The sequence below is a fragment of the Thermomonas mangrovi genome, assembly GCF_028201335.1.
Classification (GTDB): Bacteria; Pseudomonadota; Gammaproteobacteria; order Xanthomonadales; family Xanthomonadaceae; genus Thermomonas; species Thermomonas mangrovi.
Window position 1 is genome coordinate 692,651 of sequence record NZ_JAPEVV010000001.1, and the last position, 21,316, is coordinate 713,966.

Genomic DNA, 21,316 nt, shown 5'->3' on the forward strand with positions numbered 1-21,316 from the left:
CGGAGCATTCCCATGTCGCATGCACATCCCGCCCGCTTCGCCACCGCCCTTGCGGTCGAAGCGTTCAAGCTGCGCCGCTCGCTGGCCCTGCTGCTCGCCGCGGTCGCACCGCTGCTGATCGCCGTATTCGTGTTCTTCAACCTGCTGCGGCTGGGAAAAGCCGCGCCGTGGGCGATGACCCTGCAATCGTCGGCGGCGATCTGGGCATTCTTCATGCTGCCGATGAGCGTCACCGCGCTGACGGCATTGGTCGCGCATACCGAGCATGGCCCGCGCGCCTGGGACCACCTGCGCGCGCTGCCAATGCCGCGCTGGCACCTGTACGCGGCGAAGGCGCTCTGCGTGCTGGGCATGGTCGTGGCGATGAGCCTGCTGCTGGCCTTGCTGACCACGCTGGCGGTCGGAGCGGCGGGCCTGCTGAAGCCTGCCGTAGCCGCGACCGGACCGGCCGACATCGCCGGTTACCTGCTGCTGCTCGGGCGCATCTTCCTGGCGGCGTGGCTGCTGGTCGCGGTGCAGTTGTGGGTCGCCCTGCGTTACGCGAGTTTCGTGCCAGCGCTGGCGGTGGGCATCGGCGGCACCTTCTTCGCGGTGGTCGCGACCTCGGCGAAGATCGGTGCATTCCTGCCTTGGCAGATCCCGGTCAACCAGCTTGCCAGCGACCCGGCGCGCGCCCAGCTCGCGCTGGCGCTGGGACTTGGTGGCGGCACCATGGCGTTCGGCTTGATGCTGTGGCGGATGAGCAGGCACGAATCACCCGCCTGAGCTTGCATCCGACCATGGATGGGCGATGGCAGGTCGCTGAAGCGCGACCGCATGCGCCGACCACGGCCGGCGTTCAGCCCGCCGCGAGCGCGAATTCCAGCGCAGCCTGCACCGCCGCGGCCTGCGCATCGTTGCACTGCCGGGGCGTTGCCCGTGGGCTGTCCGGATAGACCTCGGTGGTGGTGGTGAAGCGCGCACCGCTGATCCCGGCGCACAGGCCCAGCGCGACCAGCGGGTATTCGATGACGCCGGGGGCGACCACCGGCGAGCCGATGATGGTGCCGTCGGGATCGGCGGGCGCGATATGGGTCACGCGCGCGACCGCCTGGATGATCGCCTGCTGGAACGCCGGCTGCGGGTTCTCGCTGTCGTCGACGAGGTAGAAGCCATCCGGGATGGTGCCGGGCTCGAACGGCTTGCCGTCGCGGGCCGCCAGCGCCGGGCGGAATTCGGACTCGTCGCTATCGGTGGTCTCGTGCAGGTCCACGTGCACCAGCACCCGGCCGCGCAGCGGCTGCACCAGGTCCCACAGCGCCGCGGACTCGGCGCAGGGGCTGCCTGCGGCGAAGTTGCGGTTGGGATCCAAGGCCTGCGCGTTCCAGCGCTGGATGCGCTCATAGGCCCAGGGGCTGACGCAGGGCACGACCAGCAGGTTGACCCGACTGGCGAAGGCCCCGGCATGGCGATCGAGGAACTGCAGCGCGCCCTGCACGCCGCTGGTCTCGTACCCGTGCACGCCGCCGGTGACCAGCGCGGTCGGCAGCGACGCATCCCAGCCCCGGCTGCGGACCGCGAGCAGCGGATACCGGCCATCCCCACCGGCATCCAGCGTGCCGTATTCGGCTACGTCGAAGCGCTCGCGCAGTGCATCGACCTTGGCCACCACGTCATCGGCATGGCTGCGGCGCTTGGCCTGGCGCGCGCGCCATTGCGCCTTTTCGGCTTCGCCCCAGGGTTGGCCGGGGATACCGATGACCGGATGTTCGGACGGGGTTGCCATGGCGCGCTCCATGCGTGGACACGCGCCATTGTAGGGCCGTGCCTCAACCGTCCGCGGACGCGGCGGCCTCGCGCAACTCCACCCGCCGGTTCAGTGCCCGGCCCGCCGCGGAATCGTTGCCCGCGACCGGGCGACCTTCGCCATGCCCCTCAGACTGCAGGCGATCGGCGGCGATCCCGCGCGCGACCAGCCAGGCCACCACCGCCGCAGCGCGTCGGTTGGACAGGTCGAGGTTGTGGGCGTCGGCGCCTTCGGCATCGGTGTGCCCGGCGACCACCAGCCGCAGTCCCGGACGTGCTTCGAGCAAGGCCTGCACCTGTTCCAGCACCGGGCCGGATTCGTCCTTCAGGCGGTCCTTGTCGGTATCGAAGTAGATCCCGTAGAGGTCCACCTTGCCCTGCTTGTCGAGTTGCGCCGCCAGGCTGTCGCGGGTCTTGCCGGTAGGCACCAGCTCAAGGCGCACCTCGACGGCTTCGCCGGCGACGAGGTCGGCGGCTTCGGTATCGCCCTCGTAGTCGGGATGGCTGCCGACGACTACCGCAAGCCCCGCCGGCACACCTTCCAGGACGAAACTGCCATCGTCGGACGTGGTGGCCTGCCGGGTGTTGCCCGCGCTCACCAGTACGCCAGCCAGGGGCGCGCCGCTGGCCTGGTCCACCGCCACGCCGCGCACGATGCCGACGTGGCGCCACGGCTTGGGGTTGACCAGCACACGCATGAAATCGATGGCATGGCCATCCGCGGCATCGTGTTCGGGGTCGTCGATCGAGAGCTCCACCTTGCCGTCGCGCAGCAGCGGCAGTTGTTCGGGCAGCAGCTCGACGGTGACGAGCTTGCCGATCGGACCGGTCTGGTCGAGCGCGTTCAGCATCGTTTCCAGCATCGGCAGCTCGGTCCCGTTCAGGCGCACCCGGTAGCGCGCGCCCCATACCCGTGCCTGGAAATCGTCGACGAACAACTGCAGGGCGGCCCGCTCCAGCGCGATGCCATCAAGCGGGAACGCAACCCGCAGCGGGCGCGGCGCATTGTCGGGACGCGCGGTATCCGCGGTGTAACCGTCGCCCGTGGCCTGCCGATGGCCACTCACGACCATGATCCGGTCGGTGCCCGCGGCATCCTGCGCGGACGGCGTGAACGGGAATGGGTGCACCGGCGTCGACTTGCCGGTGAACGGATCGAATCCCTCGGGGAAGCCAAAGCCGAAATTGTCGATGTCGCCCACCTGGACCGCCAGCGCCGCATCGGGACCGTCGCGCTCCACCTTGTCCGGCGCCGGCCATGCCGCGTCGAGGCTGTTCGCTGCAGGCGCTGGCGGCGCCACAACCGCTGCCGGGGCGGCCGGCGCTTCGGGCGCGGCTGGGGTGCAGGCGCCCAGCCACCAAGCCGAGGCGAGGGCCACGCTCGCCATGAGGAATCCGGGGACAGGTTGACGCATGCGCTGGCACCTCTGGTTCGTCGGGATCGCCGGTTTCCACGGAAATTCCCGCGGCCGCAGGCCAGTGCGACGCGGGCCGAGCCTGCGTCATGGGGCAGCGCGATGCGGCGATCTCCACTCGCAGAAATGCAGCAGCACGCCACTCGGGTCGTGCACGAAGGTCACGATGGCGCCGTACGGCTGCGCCGCCGGCGGTTGCACGCGCGCGCCGGCGAATCGACCCTCGGCCAGCACGCTTCGCACGTGCGCGTACCAGGCCTGCGCGTCGTCCACCGTGAGGTGCAGCATGCTGTTCTCGGCGACCTCGCGCAGGTAATAGTCCTGGATGTAGAAATGCTGCGCCGCGCCCACCGACACCAGTGCAATGCCGGGTCCGACGTCGCGCACGTCCCAGCCGAGCGCGGCATGGAAGGCCTTGGACAGCGCGAAATCGCGCGCGGGAATGAAGGCACGCAGGTCGGTGGCGGTGGGGATCGGCATGACGGATCCTGGTGAGTGGAAGCCGGCCACCCTAGCAAGCGCGGCGGGCGACGACGATCGCTCGGGCCACGACGTCGGTTGGTTACCAGTCGAGGCTGCCGCGGATCACCGGCTGCACCTCGCCGCCCAGCCAGACATCGCCATCGGCATCCACGCGCAATTGCACGCGGCCATCGCGCCCCAGTTCGCGGCCCTGGCTGGCGACGTAGCGTCCGTCCGCATGCGGCAACGCAGCGTGCGCGGCCAGCCACGCGGCGACCAGCGCGTTCGCGCTGCCGGTCACCGGATCCTCGGGCACGTTGACCGCATCGCCGGGGCAGAACGCACGCACCACCACGTCATGCCCCGCGCCGGCCTCCGGCGCGAAGATCACCAAGCCGGTCGCGTCGGTGGCATTGGTGAACGCGGCGATGGCAGCGAAGTCCGGGGCGAAGGCGCGCACCGCCCCGGCCGAATTTGCGCGCAGCAGCCACCATGCCGGACCGTTCGACCACAGCACCGGGGCGGCATCCGCTGCAGCGAGCGCCTGCAGGCTGGCCGGGATCGCCACCGGCGGCGTGGACAATGCCTGCCTCCGCGGCGTGCACAGTTCGATCGTGCGCTTGCCGTCGGCGGTCTTTTCGACGCGCACCGGCAGCAGGCCGGCACCGCATTCCTGCACCAGCGCCCGGGCGTCGGCATCGACCAGGCCGGCGTCCAACGCGGCCCACGCCGCGCCGACGCTGGGATGGCCGGCGAAGGGCAATTCGCTGCCGGGGGTGAAGATGCGGATGCGGTAGTCCGCAGCCGGATCCTGCATCGGCACGAAGAACACCGTCTCGGACAGATTCAGCCATGCCGCAAGCGCCTGCATGGACGCGGTGTCCATGCCATCGGCGTCCAGCACCACGCCGAGCGGATTGCCGGTGCCCGCGCGCGCGGCGAACACGTCCAGTTGCAGGTAGCGTCGCGTGGCCATCGAGTCCTCCGTGGGCCCGCAGGGTACACGCGGCGCGCGGTTGCGGGCATGCTGGCGCCCCCACCGCTGCCGCCCGCCCTCGTGGACCACGCTCCCGGCCCGCTGCTGACCCTCGACCTCCTCGACGCGATGCGCGCCGCGCTCGCCCGTGGCGAACGGGTGTGGCCAGGCTCGCTCGACCTCGGCCGCAGCCACGGCGAAGCCAGCCTCGCCGACGAGGGATTCGGGTGGCGCGGCATGCGTTACCCGTGGCCAGGATCGCTCCGCCCGCGCACGCTGTACGCCTTCGATGGCGAAGCCTTCGTGCCGGTCTCGCGCTACGCGGGCAAGCTGATCAAGCTGGTGCCGACCGAATGGGGCGTGCCGACCTTCGAGATCGACGGCATCAAGATGCTGCCGACCGCGAAGGAATCGCCGCTCGCCGACGCGCGCCGCAAGGTGGCGCTGGTGCAGCCGCTCGGCAAGCGCGTGCTCGACACCTGCGGCGGGCTCGGCTATTTCGCCGCCTGCTGCCTCGATGCGGGCGCGGCGGCCATCGCCTCGTTCGAGAAGAACGAGGACGTGCTGTGGCTGCGCACCCTGAATCCCTGGTCGCCGGATCCCGCGGCCAGCGGCGGGCGCCTGTCGCTGGCGCATGCGGACGTGGCGCAGGCGATCACGACGCTGCCAGACGCCTCCTTCGATGTCGCCTTGCATGATCCACCACGCTTCGGCATCGCCGGCGAGCTGTACGCGCGCAGCTTCTATGACCAGCTGGCACGCGTGCTCCGGCCGGGCGCGCGGCTGTTCCACTACACCGGCAGCCCGAACAAGCTGACCAGCGGGCGCGACGTACCCGGCGAGGTGGCCAGGCGCCTGGCGGCGGCCGGCTTCCGCGCCGAGCGCGCGCTGGACGGCGTGCTCGCGATCCGCCGCTGAGCCTCAGGCCAGCACGCGCAGCACCAGCCAGGCCGGCACACCGAGGTAGTAGACCGCCCTCGCGACGCCTTCGAGCACGTGTCGCGCCGTTGCCGCGCGCGTGGGCATGCCCCAGGCGATGGCCAGGCACGCCGCTTCGACCACGGCACGCAGCACGGCCGCGAACACCGCCAGGCCGACGATCCAGCCTGCCCACCAGAGTGCGGCGCCGGTGAGCCACGCGGTCGCGCCGAAGGTCTGCCATTCGCCGAAGGTGCCGCCGTAGGCGATGTGCTGGTGCAGGCGGAACGCGAACATCGCCGGCAGCAGCGGGAACAACAGCGTGCGCAGCCAGGCGCGGTCCCAACGCGGCCCGCGGTGGCGCCCGCGCGCGGCGAGGTACGCGGCGCACCCACGCGGCAGGTCGGCGCTGCGTCCCAACGCATGCAGCACGTCGATCGGTTCGCGCAGCAGCAGGACCGCATCGCCGCCTTCGCCGCGCACGCGCAAGCCGGTGCCAGGGAACGGCAGGCGCAGCGGACGCACGTCCAGCGCCGCCACTGGCAGGCGCAGGCTGCGGCCACCACCCTGCACGTGCAACGTGCCCTCGCGCAGCTCGGCCCGCGCGGCATGCGCTCGCCGCAGCAGCCACCAGGCCGCCGTCGGCAGGGCGACCAGCGCCACGAACAACCGCAACTGCAGCATCGGCTTCAGCACCGAGGCATCGCCGAACAGCCACAGCCCGGCGAATGCGGCCAGCGTCGCCCCGGCCACACCCTGCAACAGCACGCCAGCCCAGCGCCAGCGCGGGGACAGCCAGGTCGTCGCCAGCGGCCAGGACGTCGCCGCCGCCACGAGGCCGGCCTGCCCTGCATTGCCCGTCGACCGCCGTGGCCACTGCCGCAGCACGACCACCAGCAGCAACAGGCCCAGCGCGAACGGGCCGAACCAGCCACCCCAGGCCACCGCACGAGTCACCGGCGCCGTGCGCACCGCGACCTCGCCGACCAGCAGCGCGCGGGTGCCCATCGCCGTCGCGTCGCGGATGCCGCCGTCGGCATCGACCACCGCGCTGATCCCGTTGGTGGTCACCCGCACTTGCGGCAGTCGCGTCTCCACGCTACGGAACGCCGCGACCGCGAGGTGCAGCCGCGCCCCCTGCGGATGCGCGCTGAACCACGCATCGTTGGACAGGCCGAGCAATGCCCGCGCGCCCTGCCGCGCAGCCTCGCGGGCCAGCTCTGGATGCACGTCGTCGAGGCAGATCATCGGCGCGACCGGCACCTCGCGCCCGCCGGGCAGTCGCAGCGGGAAGCTGCGGGCGCCGTCGCCCGGCAACCAGGTCCCGGCCCAGGGCAACAGGCGACGCAGGCGCGGCCCGTCCAGCCAGCCCGGCACATGCTCGGTCAGCGGGAATGGATGGGTCTTGCGGTAGAAGCCAAGCAGGCCGTCGCGCGGGTCGAGCACGGCGGCGGCGTTGTACTCGCCGGCCGCGTCGCGGTCGTAGGTGCCGAACACCAGCGGCACGCCCGCCCCGCGCGCGAAGCCGGCGATCTCGGCATCGAGTTCCGCGCCGGCCTCACTGCGCGGCTTGCCGAAGGTCGTGGGGTACACGGTTTCCGACCACAGCAAGGCATCCACCCTGCCCGCGTCGAGGGCCGCGCGCGACATCCCGACATGCGTGTCGAGCACCTCGCGCACGACCGCGTAGGCGCCGCGTTCCCGGCGCAGGCGTTCGTAGTCGACGATGTTCGCCTGCACCATCGCGACGCGCAGCGTGTCCTCCACCGGCAGCGCGCGCAATTGCGCGCTGCGCCAGGCGCCATAGCCGGCGAGCAGGACCGGCAGCGCCAGCGCGCAGGCCAAGGGCAGGCGCCACCCGCGCGAGGCGTCGCGACGGTGTCGCCACGCATCGGCCAGCCACTGGTTGCACAGCACCAGCACGAAAGTGAGCACCGGCACGCCGCCGAGGTCGGCCGCCTGCCGCCACCAGGCCGCGGGTTGCAGGCCATGGCCGAGGCTGTCGCCGAGCAGCTTCGGGCAGGCCCATTCGCAGGCGACCCACGCCGCCGCGACCACCACCGCGCGCAGCACCGGCCCGAGCCGGCCCGCGGCCCACCGCGCGGCAAGGGCCGCCGCCACGATCTGCGGCTGCGTCAGCGGCGCCGCCAGCACCACCAGCGCGATGCCGCCCGCGGTGCCGATCCCGGTATAGGCCGCGACTGCATCGCCGAACCAGGCGAACACCGCCAGCGCGAACAGCATCGCCATCGCGATGCCGCTGGCGAGCGCCGCGCGCCACGAGGGCAGCGTCGCCACCGATGCCAGCCACGGCACCAGCGCGACGAAACCGAGCGACACGGCGAAGCCGCCACGCGCATACATCCCGAGCAGGAGCGCGCTGGCGAGGATCGCAAGCGAGGCGCGGAGCACCACGCGGCGCGCGGGCGTCAGGGCACGCCTCCCTGGGCATCGCGCGGCGGCGGAATCCGCACCTGCCGCAGCGGCAGGCCGGGCGGCGCCATCGACGGCGGCACCACGCGATCCGGCGGGATCGGGATCGGCCGGCCGTCGGCGTCGTAGAAATCGTAGTCGGGCGAGTACATCAGGATCGCCTCGATGTCCTGGCCATCGTCCGTGGTCTGGTGGTGGCGCACGTAGCCTTCCGGCAGCGGGAAGTCCTCGGGTACCGCCAGCCCGACCAGCGGCGGGCTGGTGCCCGGCGGATTGAAGGCGGCGAGTCCGTCGTGGATCCCTTCCGCATGCAGCCGCGCGATCACCTCGCCCATCGCCGGCGCGCGTTGCCCGGGGGTAAGCTGCAGTACCTCCGCGAGGTCGCGGGTGGCACCCGGCGCGGCGGCCGTTGCTGGGCGCGCCGCGGCCAACGGAGCCTGCGTCGTGGCCTTGCCGTTCGCATCGGGCACGGACGCCGGCTGACCTGTCACCTGGTCGGTCATCGCAATCGCACGCTCAGCCGAGGGCCACAGCAGCCACGCCACGCCGCCGACCACCGCGACGAGCGCCAGCGCGACCAGCACCCGGCGTACATGCGCACCATGCGCGTCGCCTCCCGCGGGGGGAGGCGACGGCGGTGGCGTGCGATCGGCCGGCATCGTGCGTCGACGCCCCTGCGGTCAGAACGGGCTCGGCGGACCGAACACCGACAGGCCCCAGCCCATGCGCTCGTGGCCGTAGGCATTCCAGATCGGACTCTTGCCGCCGGTGAAGCTGGTGTAGCGCGGCGCGCCGGAACCGGTGGTGCCGCCGAACAGGCCGGCGCTGACCGTGCTGCCCTGGTAGGTCGGATGCACGTCGTCCGACTGGATGTAGTCGTAGCTGCTCGAGGAGGACACGAAGTGCGTGTTGGCGTCGCGCAGGGTCGAGCGCAGGGTCGAGGTGATGCGGGTCACGTAGCTGGCCTCGCTTTCGCCGGCCACGTAGCGCAGGGCCTGCGAATCGACCACGCCATCGCCATTGCTGTCGTAGTCCGCGCCCATGTACTCGGCGAAGTTGTCCACGCACTTGAAGCCCTTCTGGCGCGCGTACTCGCACATCCAGTAGTTCATCCGCGCGATCGACGGCAGGAACTTGTCGCGCATGTTGACCTTGGCGCCGGTGGTCGGGTCGTTGCAGGAACTCGACACGTTGTCGGCGTTGTAGCCCGGGTAGTACAGGTTGGCGATGACCTTGAGCTTGGTCCCGGCGTAGGCGTTGGCGTTGATGTAGTCCATCGCCTTGGCCACGTTGGCCTTGCAATTGGCCTCGGCGGTCGCCAGCACGTTGTAGTTGCAGGTGCCGGTCTGGCCCTTGAAGCTGGACCGCGCCTGCAGGCCGTCGTTGCCGCACATCTCGAAGGTCACCACGCGGGTGCTGGTGGCCTGCATGTAGGAGCGCTCGGCGACGATCTTGTTGTTGTAGACGTCCGAGGCCACCGCGCCGGACTTGGCCCGGCGCACGCTCTCGATGTCCGCGCCCCAGGCCGCAGACAGGTACTCGGCCTCGACGGTCGGCGCAGAATACTTCGCGGCGTTCAGGGTGGAGCCGTTGTAGCCGGCGTAGATCGAATCGCCATAGGCCACCACGCGGTACTTGGTGGTCGTGCCGGCACGGTCGATCGTCCACGAGACGTTCTGGTTCAAGGTATTGGCGAACGCCGCCGGCGCCAGCGCGAGCAGTGCGACGGCGGGCAACAGCGAACGCACGGTCTTGCGGAATCGCATGAGCATGTCCAGTCCCCAACGATGGTTGTCGTGAGCCGGCACGACGTGCCGGCAACCCCTGGTGCGCGGTGCAACCCCGGTCCCCTCCCGAGGCGGGCCGTACGCTAGCGTCCGGAAAACGCGACGGTCAACACATTCGCTCGGCCAAGGCCGTCACGGCTGTCCCGCGCCCCGCCACTGCTGGATTTCACGGGCAGCGCACCCCGCCCGGCTGCCGCAATGCAGCACGATCCAGCGTGGACAGGCCGCACGTCGGCAGGGACGGATCGCCCACGCCGTGACCCTCGGCACGGGCCAGGTCGCACGCGGTCGCCAAGACTGCCGGCCTGCCCCGAGGGAATTCCCCCATGTCGATCGCCCGCCTCACCCTGCCCCTCCTGCTCTGCCTGGCTACCCTGCCCGTCGCCGCCGCGACGCCGGTCCGCGTCCAGCCCGGCGACCTGCACCTCGACCGCCTCCGCCCTGGCACCGCGACCTACGTCGTCTACATGCACGCCGGCCCGGGCAGCGCGATCCAGCGCGCGATGCTCGCCACCTCCAGCCTGGGGCGCGAGAAGGTCGATGGCCAAGACGCCTGGGTGATCGAGCAGGCCTGGCAGGACGAGACCGGCACCCTGCACACCGCGCGGACCGTGCATGCGGCCCGCGACCTCGCCACGCTGGCGCAGGACAGCACCTGGACCACGCCCAAGGGCAGCTTCACCACCCGCATCGATCCACCCAAGGGCAGCGGCCGCATCGAAGGCGAAATTCCCGCCGACCGCCGCGCGCGCATGGAGGCCGGCTTCCCGGGCATGCGCGATGGCTGGTGGCTCAACTGGCATTCCGACCTGGCCCTGCTGCCGCTGCTGCCATGGGAGCGCGGCGGCACGCTGCGGCTGCGCGTCTTCGATGCGGGCATGCCCGCACCGATCGACGTCGACTACACCGTGGTCGGCGAACGCCGCCTGCAGGGGGCCGACGGCACCACCTACACCTGCTGGCTGGTGGAAACCGACAGCGGCAGCCCGGGCGGCGGCAACTACCAGCGCTTCTGGATCGAGCAGGCCCGCCGCATCGTGGTCAAGGAGGAAGACACCTTCAACGGCAAGTACCGCGCGAAGGTCTTGCTCAGCGTGCCGGCGACCACCGAATTCCCGGCGACGGCTCCCGCGGGGGCGACGCCGCCGAAGTGAGGCCGGCGTGCGCTCAGCGCATGCGCCGCAGGGTGTCGTCGCGGCGCACCCAGTGGTGGTACAACGCCGCCAGCACGTGCAGGCCGATGACCCAGTAGAAGGCCTCGCCGATGCTGCCGTGCAGGTCTTCCAGCCGGTGCGCGAGGTCCTTGTCCTCGGCCAGCAGCGCCGGCAGGGCAATGTCGGTGAACGGCAGCATCACCGCCTTGCCGTCGGTCCATGCGGTCGCCACGCCGAGCAGCGGCATCACGATGAAGAAGGTGTACAGCGCGACGTGGATCGCCTTCGCGGCGAGCGCGCTCCAGCGGTCCAGCGGCGGGCTGACCGCCGGTGCGCCGTCGCGGCGTCGCGCGACCAGCCGCCACCACGCCAGCAGGAAGATCGCGATCCCGGCCCAGAAATGCCCCTGCATCATCGCGAAGCGCCCACCGCTGCCGCGCGGGAACAGCCCGCGTTGTTCGATCAGCAGGTAGGCGGCCAGGATCAGCACGGCCATCAGCCAGTGCAGGCGGCGCAAGGTGGGGCTGTAACGGGCGGGGATCGCGGTGGCCATGGCGGGACTCGTGGAGGACTGCGCGCACGCTAGCGCATCGCGCGGCGCCTCGTCATCCGCGACTTCAAACCCGCTTCACGCCGCCGCCATCCAGGCCGCGCAACGCGTGCGGATGCTGGCCACCCCGGCTGCCACGACCCCGCCCATGGATGCGAGCCGCACCGATTCCGATTCCGATTTCGACGTGGTGGTGGTCGGCGCGAGCTTCGCCGGCGCCGCCTGCGCGCTGGCCGCGGCGCAGCGCGGATTGCGGGTCTGCGTGCTCGAGCGCAAGCGCGATCCCGGCGACAAGCTGCGCACCACCGGGATCATCGTCAAGGAAGCCGCCGAGCACACCTTGCTGAACCGGCTGCCGTCGTGCATGACCCGGCGCATCGAATCGGTGCGCCTGTATGCCCCGAGCCTGCGCCAGGTCGCGCTGGCCGCGCCCGGCTACTACTTCCTCACCACCGACACGCCCGCCGTGATGCGCTGGCTGGCCACGCAGTTGCAGGCGCACGCCATCGATCTGCGCCTGGGCCAGGCCTTCACCGATGCCGAACGCACCGATGCCGGCTGGCAGGTGCAGGGCGTGGGCCACGCGCGCTACCTGGTCGGCGCCGATGGCGCGCGTTCGCGGGTGGCGCGACGCTGCGGCCTGGGCGAGGTGCGCCAGTTCCTCTACGGCATCGAGTACGAATTCCCCGGCGCTCGCCTGGCCGATCCCGATGCCTTGCATTGCTTCATCAGCAAGCGCTATGCGCCCGGCTACATCGGCTGGCTGGCGCAGAACCCCGGGGGCGTGCAGGCCGGGCTGGCCCTGCGCCACGATCCCGCGCAGGCGCGCGTGCCCGACATCGACGGCTTCCTGCTCCGGGTCGGCATGGCCGGCGGATTGCCGCGCCAGCTGAAACCGGGCCACACCCGGGCCGGGCTGATCCCGTGCAGCGGGCCGGTGCAGGCGCTGGCGCGCGACCGCGCGATCCTGACCGGCGATGCCGCGGGGATCGTGTCGCCGGTCACCGCCGGCGGCATCCACGCCGCGTGGGACCACGGCTGGGCGGTCGGCCGCGCGATCGCGGCGACCCTGCGCGATGGCGCCCCACCCGCCGAACAGGCGGCGATCGCGGCGGCACCGCGCTTCCGCGCCAAGCGCGCGCTGCGCTGGGCCTACGACCGGCTGCAGTTCGACTGGCCGTTCGACCTGTTACTGCATTCGCCACCGCTGCGCTGGGCCGCGGAACAGGTGTACTTCCACACCCGCGGCGGTTGAGCCTGAAGGTCGGTCAGCGCGGACCGCCGCAGCCCATCAACGGCGCGGCATCGCCGATCGACACCCGCGCGGTGTAGGGCGATTGCGCCCCGCCCTCGCCCAGGCACAGGCGCTGGGTGACCCGGACCTCGACACTGCCGGCGGCATCGCGGGCGGTCACCACGCGGCCGTCGAACAGCGCCTCGTTGCGCTCCACGCGCAAGCGGCGGCTGGCGTCGGGCCCGGTGAGGACGAGGGTGTCGCCGTCCACGCGGAGCGTCCGCGGCGGCGATGCCAGGTGCACCACGAACGCCGCCGGCAGGAATTGCGGGGCGTCCGCCACCGGGGGTGGCACGCCCTCCCCGTCCGCGGTGGAACTGCAGGCGGCCAACACCAGGCAACCAGAAGCCAGCCACGCCTTTCCCTTGTGCATCATCGCCTCCGTCGCCGAGCCGCCGATGGCCGCCATCATGCCCGATCCGCAGCGGCCACCGCCGGCGCCAGCATGGCGTCGAGCTCGCGGTCCTTCTCCTCCCACAGGCCGTTCATCCATTGCTGGAAACGCGCGCGGAACGCACGGTCGTCCTGGTAGTTGCCGCCGATGAGCGCGGCGGGGATGGGACGCTGGCGGACCTGCACGCGGACCTCGGGGATGCGGTTGCCGATCAGGTCGACCATCGACGGCCGCCCCGCCGGGTACGCGATGGTGACGTCGAGGATGCCGTGCAGGCCGTCGCCCATCGCGTCCAGCACGAAGGCGACGCCGCCGGACTTCGGCTTCAGCAGGTGCCGGTAGGGCGATTGCTGGCGGCCATGCTTGGCCGGGGTGAAGCGGGTGCCCTCGACGAAGTTCATGATCGCCACCGGGATCTCGCGGAACTTCGCGCAGGCACGCCGGGTCGCCTCGATGTCGCGGCCGGCGAGTTCCGGATTCCGTGCGATCTGCTTCTTGGTGTAGCGGCCCATGAACGGGAAATCCAGCGCCCACCACGCCAGCCCGAGCAACGGCACCCAGACCAGTTGCCGCTTGAGGAAGAAGCGCAGCAGCGGGATGCGGCGGTTGAAGACCTTCTGCAGGACCAGGATGTCGACCCAGCTCTGGTGGTTGGCCAGCACCAGGTAATGGCCGTCGCGCTGCAGCGTCGACAGGCCGTCCACCTGCAGCCGGGTGTCGGTGAACCGATCCCACATCCAGCCGTTGCCGGAGATCCAGCTCTCGGCCAGGCCGGTGAGCAGCGGATTCGCCGCACGCCGGAGCGCGGCCGAGGGCAGCAGCGCCTTGGCGACCGCGACCAGCAGCAGTGGCAACACGTGCAACACGGTGCTAAACGCGATCAGCAGGCCGATGAAGAGCAGGCGCAACACGAACATGGCGCGACCGGGCATGGGGATGCGCGCATTGTCCTTCGCCCGGCGCGCCGGGTGAAGCCGCCGCCTTCAGCCGCGGTGGGCGGCCGCGTGCCGGAACAGCAGCGCCGAGGCGAACCAGGGCAGCGCGAAGCAGCCGCTGAGCACCAACTCGTTGCCGCGGTAGTCGCCGAGCGCCGCCGCGAGCGCGACCGCGAGCAGTTGCGCGTTGCCGGTCATCGCCATCGCCCGCGCCATGCCGGCGGGACGCAAGCGCGCCACCAGCGCGCCGACGATCGCCACCAGCAGGACGGCGGCGAACATCAGGCTGGGCGCGCTGCCCTCGGCGCCCAGCATCCCCACCGCGAGGTTCACCCACACCGTGAGCAAGCCGGTGAGCACGGCCAGCCCGAAGCCGGCGCGATAGGCCGGGCGTGCGCTGCTGCGCGCGCCGAGTTCGTACAGGCCGGCCGCGATGGCGAGCAACGCTCCCATCACGACGAAGTCGCCGGCACGCCAGTCGACGCCGCTGGCGGGGAACCAGCGCATCGCGATGGCGGGCAATGCCAGCAAGCCCGCCGCCCCGCCCCAGATCCACGGCCGCAGCCGGTTGCGCGTTCGTCCGTCGTCCATCGCCGGTGCCTGGTGCATGCCTGATCCTCCCATGGTGGAGCCTGCAGCCTGCGCCCCCGGAATGTGGTCTTGGCGGCGATTCGGTGAAGCGATTGCGAAGTCGTCCTGAAGGTCCGGGCCGCCCAAATGAATGCAAGCTTATGATTTGCTTGAGGTTTCATGCGATTTCGCATAAACTTCCGGTTCCCCCACCGACCACGGGAGCGGCATGCCCCGCAAGCCAGCCCAAACCGCCGGCGACGGCAGTCACCTCACCCACGAACGCATCGCCGACGATCTCAAGGCCTTCCGCAAGCGCGGTGGCCGCATCGAAGTCCTCGGCAACACCCCCCTGCGTAGTGCCAACAACCCATCGCCGTTCCGCTCCAGCCCGGAGCTGCGCAAGCCGCCGACGCCGGTCACGCGGGCGCGCAAGGCCTGACAAGAAAAACGCCGGGCCGGCACCGGACGAGGCGGTGCGGACCCGGCGTGCGGGGGAGCCCGATCGCCGGCGAAGCCGGCGGCATCTGCATCAGAACCGCATCTGGAAGCGCAGGTTGAGCGGATAGGACGTGCGTGCGCCGGTGTCGTTGATCGAGGCCAGGCCGAGGCCCGAAAGCGCGCTGTCGTCATCCGAAATGTCGCCATGGTGGCGCACGCCGACTTCCAGCCCGAGCGTGGCCTTCTCGCCAACGGCCCAGGCAACGCCGAGGTCGGCGCCGCCGCTCAGCATCCAGCCGCCGTCGAAGAACGGCACGTCGCTGAGCGTGATCCCGGCATCCGGGATGGTGAAGGTGGCGTCGATGCCGTCGACCTTGGTGGTGCCGATGCGGCCGGCCACGTAGGGACGCACCTTGCCGCTGCCGAAGTAGTGCCGGTAGCCGGCCTCCAGCGCCACGCTGTCGTAGCTACCGAAGCGGCCGTACACCGGCAGCGTGGTCGACAGCGCGGGCACGTAGGCACCGCCCACCTGCACTTCGCCGTCGCCCGCGCGGGTGCTGCGCAACTGGCCGAAGGCCTCGCCCTGCGCCATCGGCCAGCTCATCTCGACGCCGAAGCTGTTGGCTTTGCCGTAGATGTCGTCGTACGAACGCGACTGGATGCGCAGTTCCGCGGACACGCCCGCCAGCGCGGGGTTGAGCGGGCCGAGGTCGGCGATCGGCGAGATCGCGCCTTCATGGACGTCGCCGTTGACCGAGAGGTCGCGCCCGGCGAAGAACGAGAAACTCGGACCGTCCTGGGCGAACGCGGTGGCGGGGGACAGGCAGGCAAGCAGCAGGGCGCTGCGAAGGCAACGGTTCATGGTCGCTCCTGGTTTGGGGGATGCCGACGTCATGCCGGCCCAACCCTTACGTCGCGATGGCGGGAGCGGATGCAACCGCTTTCGCAACTTCGCGCATTCAGCCGCGCCAGTTCGCGTGGGTGCTCCAGAACGCCACGCTGCGGCGGTAGGCCTCGCGATCCAGCGGCACGCCGGAACCGCCCTCTTCCACGCCCAGCGCGTTGCGCAACATGGTGATCGGCGCCATCGGCAATTCTTCGGGCGTCATCGTGTACAGGCAGCCCACCACGCCCCAGTCGGCATCGATCACGGTGCCCTCGCGCGCCAGTTGCGCGCGGTCGTAGAGGATCGCCACCAGGTAATCGGCGACCGGCGCGTCCACGCCCTCGAACCAGCGCACCAGCACCGGCAGTTCCTCGCGGGTGCGGGCTTCGTAGTCGCTGCGCAGCAAGTGCCGGTTCGCATCGGTGATCGGCACCGCCATGCAACGCGTGCTGGTCCAGTTGCGGTGCACGTGCAGCTTGCAGAACGGCGCGTAGCCGTCGAGCACGGCCACCGGCGGATGTGCGTTGAGATGGGCCTCGAACTGTTCCGCGGTGATGTCACGGATGGTGTTGCGGCGCGATTCGCGCGGGAACAGGCGGGTGCGGGCGAACTCGGTGAGGACGATGCGCATGCGGGCGTGGCGGGCGGCAATCCGTGCATTTTCGCGCCGAGCGCAGCAGGTGCAACCCGCGATGGCATCCGCGTATCCCTTGCGCATCCCGCCACCGAGGCCCATCGCATGCCCCGTCCAACCCTGCTCCACAGCCTCGCCGCCTGCCTGCTCGCCCTTGCGTCGGGCGCGCATGCGCAGTCGCCTGCCGCCATCGACTTCACGCCGCTGGACCGGGAACTGCGCGCCTTCAAGCAGGACACCGCGCTGCCCACCGGAACCGCGGTGATCCTGCTGAAGGACGGCAAGGTGGCCTTCGAGGGCTACTACGGCAACGCCGACCTGGCGCGCCAGCGCCCGGTGGATCGGCAGACCCTGTTCTACATCGCCTCCGCCACCAAGCCGATGTTCGCGCTGGACGTGCTGCTGGCCGCGCACGAAAGCCGCATGCCCGCCGATCCGAGCCTGCAGGCGATGTTCCCCGGCATGGTATTCCCGGACCTCGACGCCAACCGCATCCACCTGCGCGACCTGCTGGTGCACACCAGCGGGATCGCCAACCCGGGGCTGGGCTGGGCGACCGCGTTCAGCGGCGTGCACGACGCCGGCAGCCTGCGCGCGCTGGTCGCGCAATCGCGGCCGGACCCGGACGCGCCCTTCGGTCGCTTCGACTACAGCAACCTCGGCTACAACATCGCCAGCGTGTGGATGGACCGCGCGGATGGGCGACCGTGGCAAGACAGCATGCACGCACGCGTGTTCGCCCCGCTCGGCATGCGCCGCACCACGGCCCGCGCCAGCGAGGCCGAGGCGCGCGGCTGGACCGTCGCCGTGCCCTATTCCGCCGGCAGCACGGCGCCGTCGACGCCGCTCTACCTGCGCAAGACCGACGCCACCATGCACGCCGCCGGCGGCGTGCTGTCCACCGCGCCGGACCTCGCCCGCTTCCTGCAGGCGCAGCTGGCGGCCGCGCGCGGCGCGCCGGCCGGATTGCCGACGGAGGTGCTGCGTGCCTCGCAGGTACGGCAAGCGACCACCGAGGACCGCTACCTCGACTTCGCGCGCGACGGCTACGCCTGGGGCTGGTACACCGGCAGCTACAAGGGGCAGTCGATGCGCCACCACTTCGGCAGCTTCGCCGGCTTCCACGCGCACCTGTCGTTCATGCCCGAGGCCGGGCTGGGCCTGGTGGTCCTCAACAACGAGGACGTGCTCAGCGCGCGACTGACTGCTGCGATCGCCGATGCCGCCTACGGGCTCGCGTTGGGCGAAGTCGATGCGCCCACCGCCATCGCTGGCCGCTTCGCGAGCCTGCGCCAGGATGCCGGCCGCCTCCGCGAGGCCGTCGACCAGCAACGCGCCAAGCTCGCCGCACGCCCCTGGCGCCTGGGCCTGCCGCGCGCCGCCTATGCCGGGCGCTACCGGCATCCCCTGCTCGGCACGCTGGAGGTACGGCTACGGGACGACGCCAGCCTGGCCATCGACTGGGGCGTGCTGCATGCGGTCGCGAGCGCCTACGACGAGGCCGAGCGCATGCGCGTGGAGTTCGTGCCGGGCTCGGGCCAGGTGGTGGCGTTCGAGGTGGCCGCCGATCGCCCGACCGCGCTCACGTTCGACGGCCTGCGCTTCACCCGGGTCGACTGAGCGTCACCAGGGGATGTCGCGGCCGTCCCAGGCCAGGAAGCGGCCGCTGTCGGCAGGTCCCAACGAGGCCACGAGCTCCAGCAACTGCCGGGCTGCCCGCGACGGCGGGAACAGGGCTTCCGCCGGCACCCGCGCCTGGAACGGGTGCGAGAGCGGCGTGTCCACCGTGCCCGGGTGCAGCAGCACGCAGGCCAGGTGCGGATGGCTGCGTCGCCATTCGATCGCCAGCGTGCGCAGCAACTGGTTCTGCGCGGCCTTGGCCGCGCGGTAGGCATACCAACCACCGAGGCGGTTGTCGCCGATCGAGCCCACCCGCGCCGACAGCGAGGCGAACACCCGCGGCGCGCCCGGGCCAAGCATGGGTTGCAGGGCCCGCGCCAGCAGGATCGGGGCGAAGGCGTTGAGCGCGAACACCCGCTCCAGCGCGGCGCGCTCGACCTGCTGCAACGACTTCTCGGGCGCCATGCCTTCGGCGTGCAGCAGGCCGGCGCAATGCAGCACGAGGTGCAGTCCGGTGTCGCGCGCGCGCAGCGCCGAGGCCACCATCGCGATCCCGGTATCGGTGGCGAGGTCGGCATCGATCGCATGCAGGCGGCCAGGATGGCGCGCGGCCAACACCTGCAGCTCCGCGCTGCCGCTGGCGTGGCGCGAGACCGCGGCGACGCTCGCCACGCCCGCCCGCTCCAGCAGCGCGCAGGCCAGCGCCAGGCCGATCCCGCTGCTGGCGCCGGTGACGAGGACGTGCGCGGGCACCGTGAGGCCGCGGACCGGGGCAGGCATGCGTGGCATTCCGTTGGGTGACGCCCGGCCATTACGCAATCCGAACGCAAGCGGATGCCGGCCATGCCACGATCGCCGCATGCACCCGATGACGCCCTTGCCCCCACGTCGCTGGATCGCCCACACCCTCGCCGGCTGGATCCTCGGCGTGCCCTTGTTGCTGGGCCTGTCGATCCTGTTCGAGGCGGTCGGCATCGACCATGCGAATGCGCCGGTGGGACTGGGCATGGGCGCGGCCATCGGGCTGCTGCAGGCGCGTGCCCTGCGCACCGCGGGCGTGCGCGCGCAGGCCTGGTGGGTGGCAACGCTGGCCGGGGTCGCGCTGCCGTTCCTGGTCGCGGACCTCGCGCGTCGACTGGGGCACCCCCTGCCCTACCTGGTGTATCCGTTCGCCGCGCTTGGCGGACTCCTCGCCAGCCTGTTGCAGCTGCGCGCATGGCCGGCCTTGCGCCCGCGCGCTGGCGGCTGGGTCGTCGCCAGCACGCTCGGCTGGTTGCTGGCCTGCAGCTCGGTGGCGCTCGCCGACCTCCTCTCGCACCGCCTGCATTTCGTCGGACTCGGGGGCGCGCTGGCCTACCTCGGCATCGCCTGCAGCGGTGGCCTGCTGCTGGGCATCGCGACCGCCGCGATGCTGCCGCGGCTGCATCCAAACCGCGCCTGAGCCTCGTGTAGGCCCGCGTCGCATGCAACAGGCATCGCCCATGCGCATCCTCATCGCCGGTGCCACCGGACTGGTCGGCCAGGGCGTCCTCCACGAAACGCTGTCCCACCCCGGCATCGACCGCATCGGCCTGCTGGGTCGACGCAGCGCCGGCCGCGCCGACCCGCGCATCGACGAACTGCGGGTGCCCGGCTTCGACGCGCTTGACGGCGTGGCGGCCCGCCTGGCTGGTTGGGACGCCTGCTTCTACTGCGCCGGCGCGCCGCCGGTCGGCACCCCCGAGGCGACCTATCGCCACGTCACCCTGGACCTGACCCTGCGCGTTGCGCGCGCCTATGCCGAACGCAATCCGCAGGGGCGCTTCCTGTATGTGTCCGGCGCGCATGCCGACCCCGCGAGCCGATTGATGCCGATGCGGGTCAAGGGCGAGACAGAAGTCGCGCTGCAGGCCTTGCCGATCACCTCCGTGATGCTGCGACCGGGCGGCATCCAGCCGGCGCATGGCGAGCGCAGCCCGCACGCCTGGATGCGGCCGTTCTACGCCGTCGGCGCGCCGCTGATGGGCGTCGGCGTGCGCCTGTTGCCGTCGGTGATGACCAGCACCGCCGCGATGGGCCGCGCGCTGCTCGCGCTCGCCGCCATGGAAGCGCCACCGGCGGTCGTCGAGAACGCCGGCATCAATCGCCTCGGCGCGGCCTGAGGCAGGCTCAGCCGGCGTCGTCGGCGTCGCGCGTGGCGGCTTCGTCGCCGCGCGGCACGTGGCGCGCGGCCCACATGTTGTCGACCAGGTTCGGATAGCGACGCCCCGCCTGCAGTGCGCGCCCGCGCGCGGCGTCCACCTGCGCCGGGCTGAGCGGGCGCGACTTGCCAGGCGGGCCCTTGCGCTTCCAGGGCGGGAGGGAACCGGGATCGACGGGCGTGTGGGCCATGGACGGAGTTTCGCTCAGTCCGCAAGCCGCGCGATCAGAAGCTCCGCGGCCTTCTTGCTGGACGCGGGGTTCTGCCCGGTGATGAGGTTGCGGTCCTCGCGGACGTGACTGAGCATCGGCAAGCCGTTTTCGACCTTGCCGCCCAGTTCGCGCAGGCGTTCGGAGAGCAGGAAGGGCACCTGGTCGTCCAGCCGCACCAGTTTCTCTTCGACATCCGAGAACGCGGTCAGGGTGTAGCCCTCGACCAACGGACGTCCGTCCGCGCGCATGACGCCAACGAAGGCGGCGGGGCCATGGCACACCGAGGCAATCGGCTTGCCGGCGTCATGGAACTTGGCAAGCAGGCGCCCGATGTCCAGGTTGCCCGGGAAGTCGAACATGGTGCCGTGCCCGCCGGGAATGAACACCGCGTCGAAGCCGTCGGCCTGCAGTCCATCCAACACCTCCGTCTCACGCAGGCGCGCGGCCGCGTCCCCCCACTCCGCCGGCGTCTCCTCTTCGGCGCTGCGCGGGTCGATCGGCGTGGCGCCGCCGCGCGGGCTGGCCACGGTGATCGCATGCCCGGCATCGCGCAGCAGCGAGTAGGGAATCGCGAATTCCTCCAGCCACAGCCCGGTGGGCTCGCCATTCGGCATGCGGTCGGCGCTGGTGACGATCATCAGGACATGGGCCATGGGGGCTCCGGGTGCGTG

General features: G+C 71.4%; 24 protein-coding genes. 8 read left to right on the forward strand and 16 right to left on the reverse strand.

The window, feature by feature from the left end; genetic code table 11:
• Positions 1-12: 12 nt before the first annotated feature.
• Positions 13-765, forward strand: coding sequence for an ABC transporter permease (locus tag ON759_RS03390; protein ID WP_271678932.1), 753 nt, complete (start codon positions 13-15; stop codon positions 763-765).
• 73 nt (positions 766-838) lie between these two features.
• Here the strand turns inward: ON759_RS03390 and ON759_RS03395 are convergent, their stop codons facing one another.
• The 4 genes from ON759_RS03395 to ON759_RS03410 form a co-directional block, all read right to left on the reverse strand.
• Entirely contained in the window at positions 839-1,765 is a 927-nt protein-coding gene (locus tag ON759_RS03395; protein ID WP_271678933.1) for a M14 family metallopeptidase, read from the reverse strand.
• 43 nt (positions 1,766-1,808) lie between these two features.
• Positions 1,809-3,173, reverse strand: coding sequence for an OmpA family protein (locus ON759_RS03400; RefSeq protein ID WP_271678934.1), 1,365 nt, complete (start codon positions 3,171-3,173; stop codon positions 1,809-1,811).
• A gap of 114 nt (positions 3,174-3,287) precedes the next feature.
• A complete protein-coding gene (locus tag ON759_RS03405) occupies positions 3,288-3,680 on the reverse strand; it encodes a VOC family protein (RefSeq protein WP_271678935.1) in 393 nt (130 codons plus the stop codon).
• A gap of 82 nt (positions 3,681-3,762) precedes the next feature.
• Positions 3,763-4,638 (reverse strand): PhzF family phenazine biosynthesis protein, encoded by an 876-nt coding sequence (locus ON759_RS03410; RefSeq protein WP_271678936.1) that lies wholly within the window; start codon positions 4,636-4,638, stop codon positions 3,763-3,765.
• A gap of 48 nt (positions 4,639-4,686) precedes the next feature.
• On the opposite strand from ON759_RS03410, the gene ON759_RS03415 reads away from it, so the two are divergent.
• On the forward strand, positions 4,687-5,556 hold the full coding sequence (locus ON759_RS03415; RefSeq protein WP_271678937.1) for a class I SAM-dependent methyltransferase: 870 nt from the start codon (positions 4,687-4,689) through the stop codon (positions 5,554-5,556).
• A 3-nt stretch (positions 5,557-5,559) separates the two neighbouring features.
• Here ON759_RS03415 and lnt read toward each other — a convergent pair whose 3' ends face one another.
• The 3 genes from lnt to ON759_RS03430 all read right to left on the reverse strand — a co-directional run bounded on the left by lnt (position 5,560) and on the right by ON759_RS03430 (position 9,755).
• Positions 5,560-7,971: an apolipoprotein N-acyltransferase gene (gene lnt, locus ON759_RS03420; RefSeq protein ID WP_271678938.1), complete on the reverse strand. Its 2,412-nt coding sequence runs from the start codon at positions 7,969-7,971 to the stop codon at positions 5,560-5,562.
• Positions 7,972-7,985: 14 nt separating this feature from the next.
• Positions 7,986-8,573 carry a hypothetical protein gene (locus ON759_RS03425; RefSeq protein ID WP_271678939.1) on the reverse strand — a complete coding sequence of 196 codons (588 nt, stop codon included), beginning with the start codon at positions 8,571-8,573 and terminating at the stop codon, positions 7,986-7,988.
• Between the two features lie 96 nt (positions 8,574-8,669).
• Positions 8,670-9,755, reverse strand: a complete 1,086-nt coding sequence (locus ON759_RS03430; protein ID WP_271678940.1) for an SGNH/GDSL hydrolase family protein — start codon at positions 9,753-9,755, stop codon at positions 8,670-8,672.
• A gap of 347 nt (positions 9,756-10,102) precedes the next feature.
• Here ON759_RS03430 and ON759_RS03435 point away from each other — a divergent pair, with 347 nt between their 5' ends.
• Positions 10,103-10,930 (forward strand): DUF3108 domain-containing protein, encoded by an 828-nt coding sequence (locus ON759_RS03435; RefSeq protein WP_271678941.1) that lies wholly within the window; start codon positions 10,103-10,105, stop codon positions 10,928-10,930.
• 13 nt (positions 10,931-10,943) lie between these two features.
• On the opposite strand, the gene ON759_RS03440 is transcribed toward ON759_RS03435, so the two are convergent.
• Entirely contained in the window at positions 10,944-11,483 is a 540-nt protein-coding gene (locus ON759_RS03440; protein WP_271678942.1) for a cytochrome b, read from the reverse strand.
• A gap of 145 nt (positions 11,484-11,628) precedes the next feature.
• On the opposite strand from ON759_RS03440, the gene ON759_RS03445 reads away from it, so the two are divergent.
• The gene (locus ON759_RS03445) at positions 11,629-12,735 is read left to right on the forward strand and encodes an NAD(P)/FAD-dependent oxidoreductase (RefSeq protein WP_271678943.1); all 1,107 of its coding nucleotides are present in this window, start codon (positions 11,629-11,631) and stop codon (positions 12,733-12,735) included.
• 13 nt (positions 12,736-12,748) lie between these two features.
• Here the strand turns inward: ON759_RS03445 and ON759_RS03450 are convergent, their stop codons facing one another.
• Genes ON759_RS03450 through ON759_RS03460 form a run of 3 tightly spaced genes read right to left on the reverse strand, consistent with a single transcriptional unit; the run spans position 12,749 to position 14,712 of the window.
• Positions 12,749-13,186 carry a hypothetical protein gene (locus tag ON759_RS03450; RefSeq protein WP_271678944.1) on the reverse strand — a complete coding sequence of 146 codons (438 nt, stop codon included), beginning with the start codon at positions 13,184-13,186 and terminating at the stop codon, positions 12,749-12,751.
• On the reverse strand, positions 13,183-14,100 hold the full coding sequence (locus tag ON759_RS03455; RefSeq protein WP_271678945.1) for a 1-acylglycerol-3-phosphate O-acyltransferase, YihG family: 918 nt from the start codon (positions 14,098-14,100) through the stop codon (positions 13,183-13,185). The genes ON759_RS03450 and ON759_RS03455 overlap by 4 nt, the downstream gene beginning before the upstream one ends.
• 51 nt (positions 14,101-14,151) lie before the next feature.
• Positions 14,152-14,712 (reverse strand): hypothetical protein, encoded by a 561-nt coding sequence (locus ON759_RS03460; RefSeq protein ID WP_271678946.1) that lies wholly within the window; start codon positions 14,710-14,712, stop codon positions 14,152-14,154.
• A gap of 190 nt (positions 14,713-14,902) precedes the next feature.
• Here ON759_RS03460 and ON759_RS03465 point away from each other — a divergent pair, with 190 nt between their 5' ends.
• Positions 14,903-15,115, forward strand: a complete 213-nt coding sequence (locus ON759_RS03465) for a hypothetical protein (protein WP_271678947.1) — start codon at positions 14,903-14,905, stop codon at positions 15,113-15,115.
• Positions 15,116-15,205: 90 nt separating this feature from the next.
• On the opposite strand, the gene ON759_RS03470 is transcribed toward ON759_RS03465, so the two are convergent.
• On the reverse strand, positions 15,206-15,976 hold the full coding sequence (locus tag ON759_RS03470; RefSeq protein WP_271678948.1) for a hypothetical protein: 771 nt from the start codon (positions 15,974-15,976) through the stop codon (positions 15,206-15,208).
• A 97-nt stretch (positions 15,977-16,073) separates the two neighbouring features.
• Positions 16,074-16,631 (reverse strand): DUF3228 family protein, encoded by a 558-nt coding sequence (locus ON759_RS03475; RefSeq protein WP_271678949.1) that lies wholly within the window; start codon positions 16,629-16,631, stop codon positions 16,074-16,076.
• Positions 16,632-16,739: 108 nt separating this feature from the next.
• Here ON759_RS03475 and ON759_RS03480 point away from each other — a divergent pair, with 108 nt between their 5' ends.
• Positions 16,740-18,254: a serine hydrolase gene (locus tag ON759_RS03480; protein WP_271678950.1), complete on the forward strand. Its 1,515-nt coding sequence runs from the start codon at positions 16,740-16,742 to the stop codon at positions 18,252-18,254.
• Positions 18,255-18,257: 3 nt separating this feature from the next.
• Here ON759_RS03480 and ON759_RS03485 read toward each other — a convergent pair whose 3' ends face one another.
• Positions 18,258-19,034 (reverse strand): SDR family NAD(P)-dependent oxidoreductase, encoded by a 777-nt coding sequence (locus ON759_RS03485; protein ID WP_271678951.1) that lies wholly within the window; start codon positions 19,032-19,034, stop codon positions 18,258-18,260.
• Positions 19,035-19,113: 79 nt separating this feature from the next.
• Between ON759_RS03485 and ON759_RS03490 the strand changes: the two genes are divergently transcribed.
• Positions 19,114-19,695 (forward strand): hypothetical protein, encoded by a 582-nt coding sequence (locus ON759_RS03490; RefSeq protein ID WP_271678952.1) that lies wholly within the window; start codon positions 19,114-19,116, stop codon positions 19,693-19,695.
• A 40-nt stretch (positions 19,696-19,735) separates the two neighbouring features.
• Positions 19,736-20,395 carry an NAD-dependent epimerase/dehydratase family protein gene (locus ON759_RS03495; protein ID WP_271678953.1) on the forward strand — a complete coding sequence of 220 codons (660 nt, stop codon included), beginning with the start codon at positions 19,736-19,738 and terminating at the stop codon, positions 20,393-20,395.
• Between the two features lie 7 nt (positions 20,396-20,402).
• Here ON759_RS03495 and ON759_RS03500 read toward each other — a convergent pair whose 3' ends face one another.
• Complete coding sequence (locus tag ON759_RS03500; RefSeq protein WP_271678954.1) at positions 20,403-20,624, reverse strand: hypothetical protein; 222 nt, start codon at positions 20,622-20,624, stop codon at positions 20,403-20,405.
• A 14-nt stretch (positions 20,625-20,638) separates the two neighbouring features.
• Positions 20,639-21,298: a type 1 glutamine amidotransferase domain-containing protein gene (locus ON759_RS03505; protein ID WP_271678955.1), complete on the reverse strand. Its 660-nt coding sequence runs from the start codon at positions 21,296-21,298 to the stop codon at positions 20,639-20,641.
• Positions 21,299-21,316 lie beyond the last annotated feature (18 nt).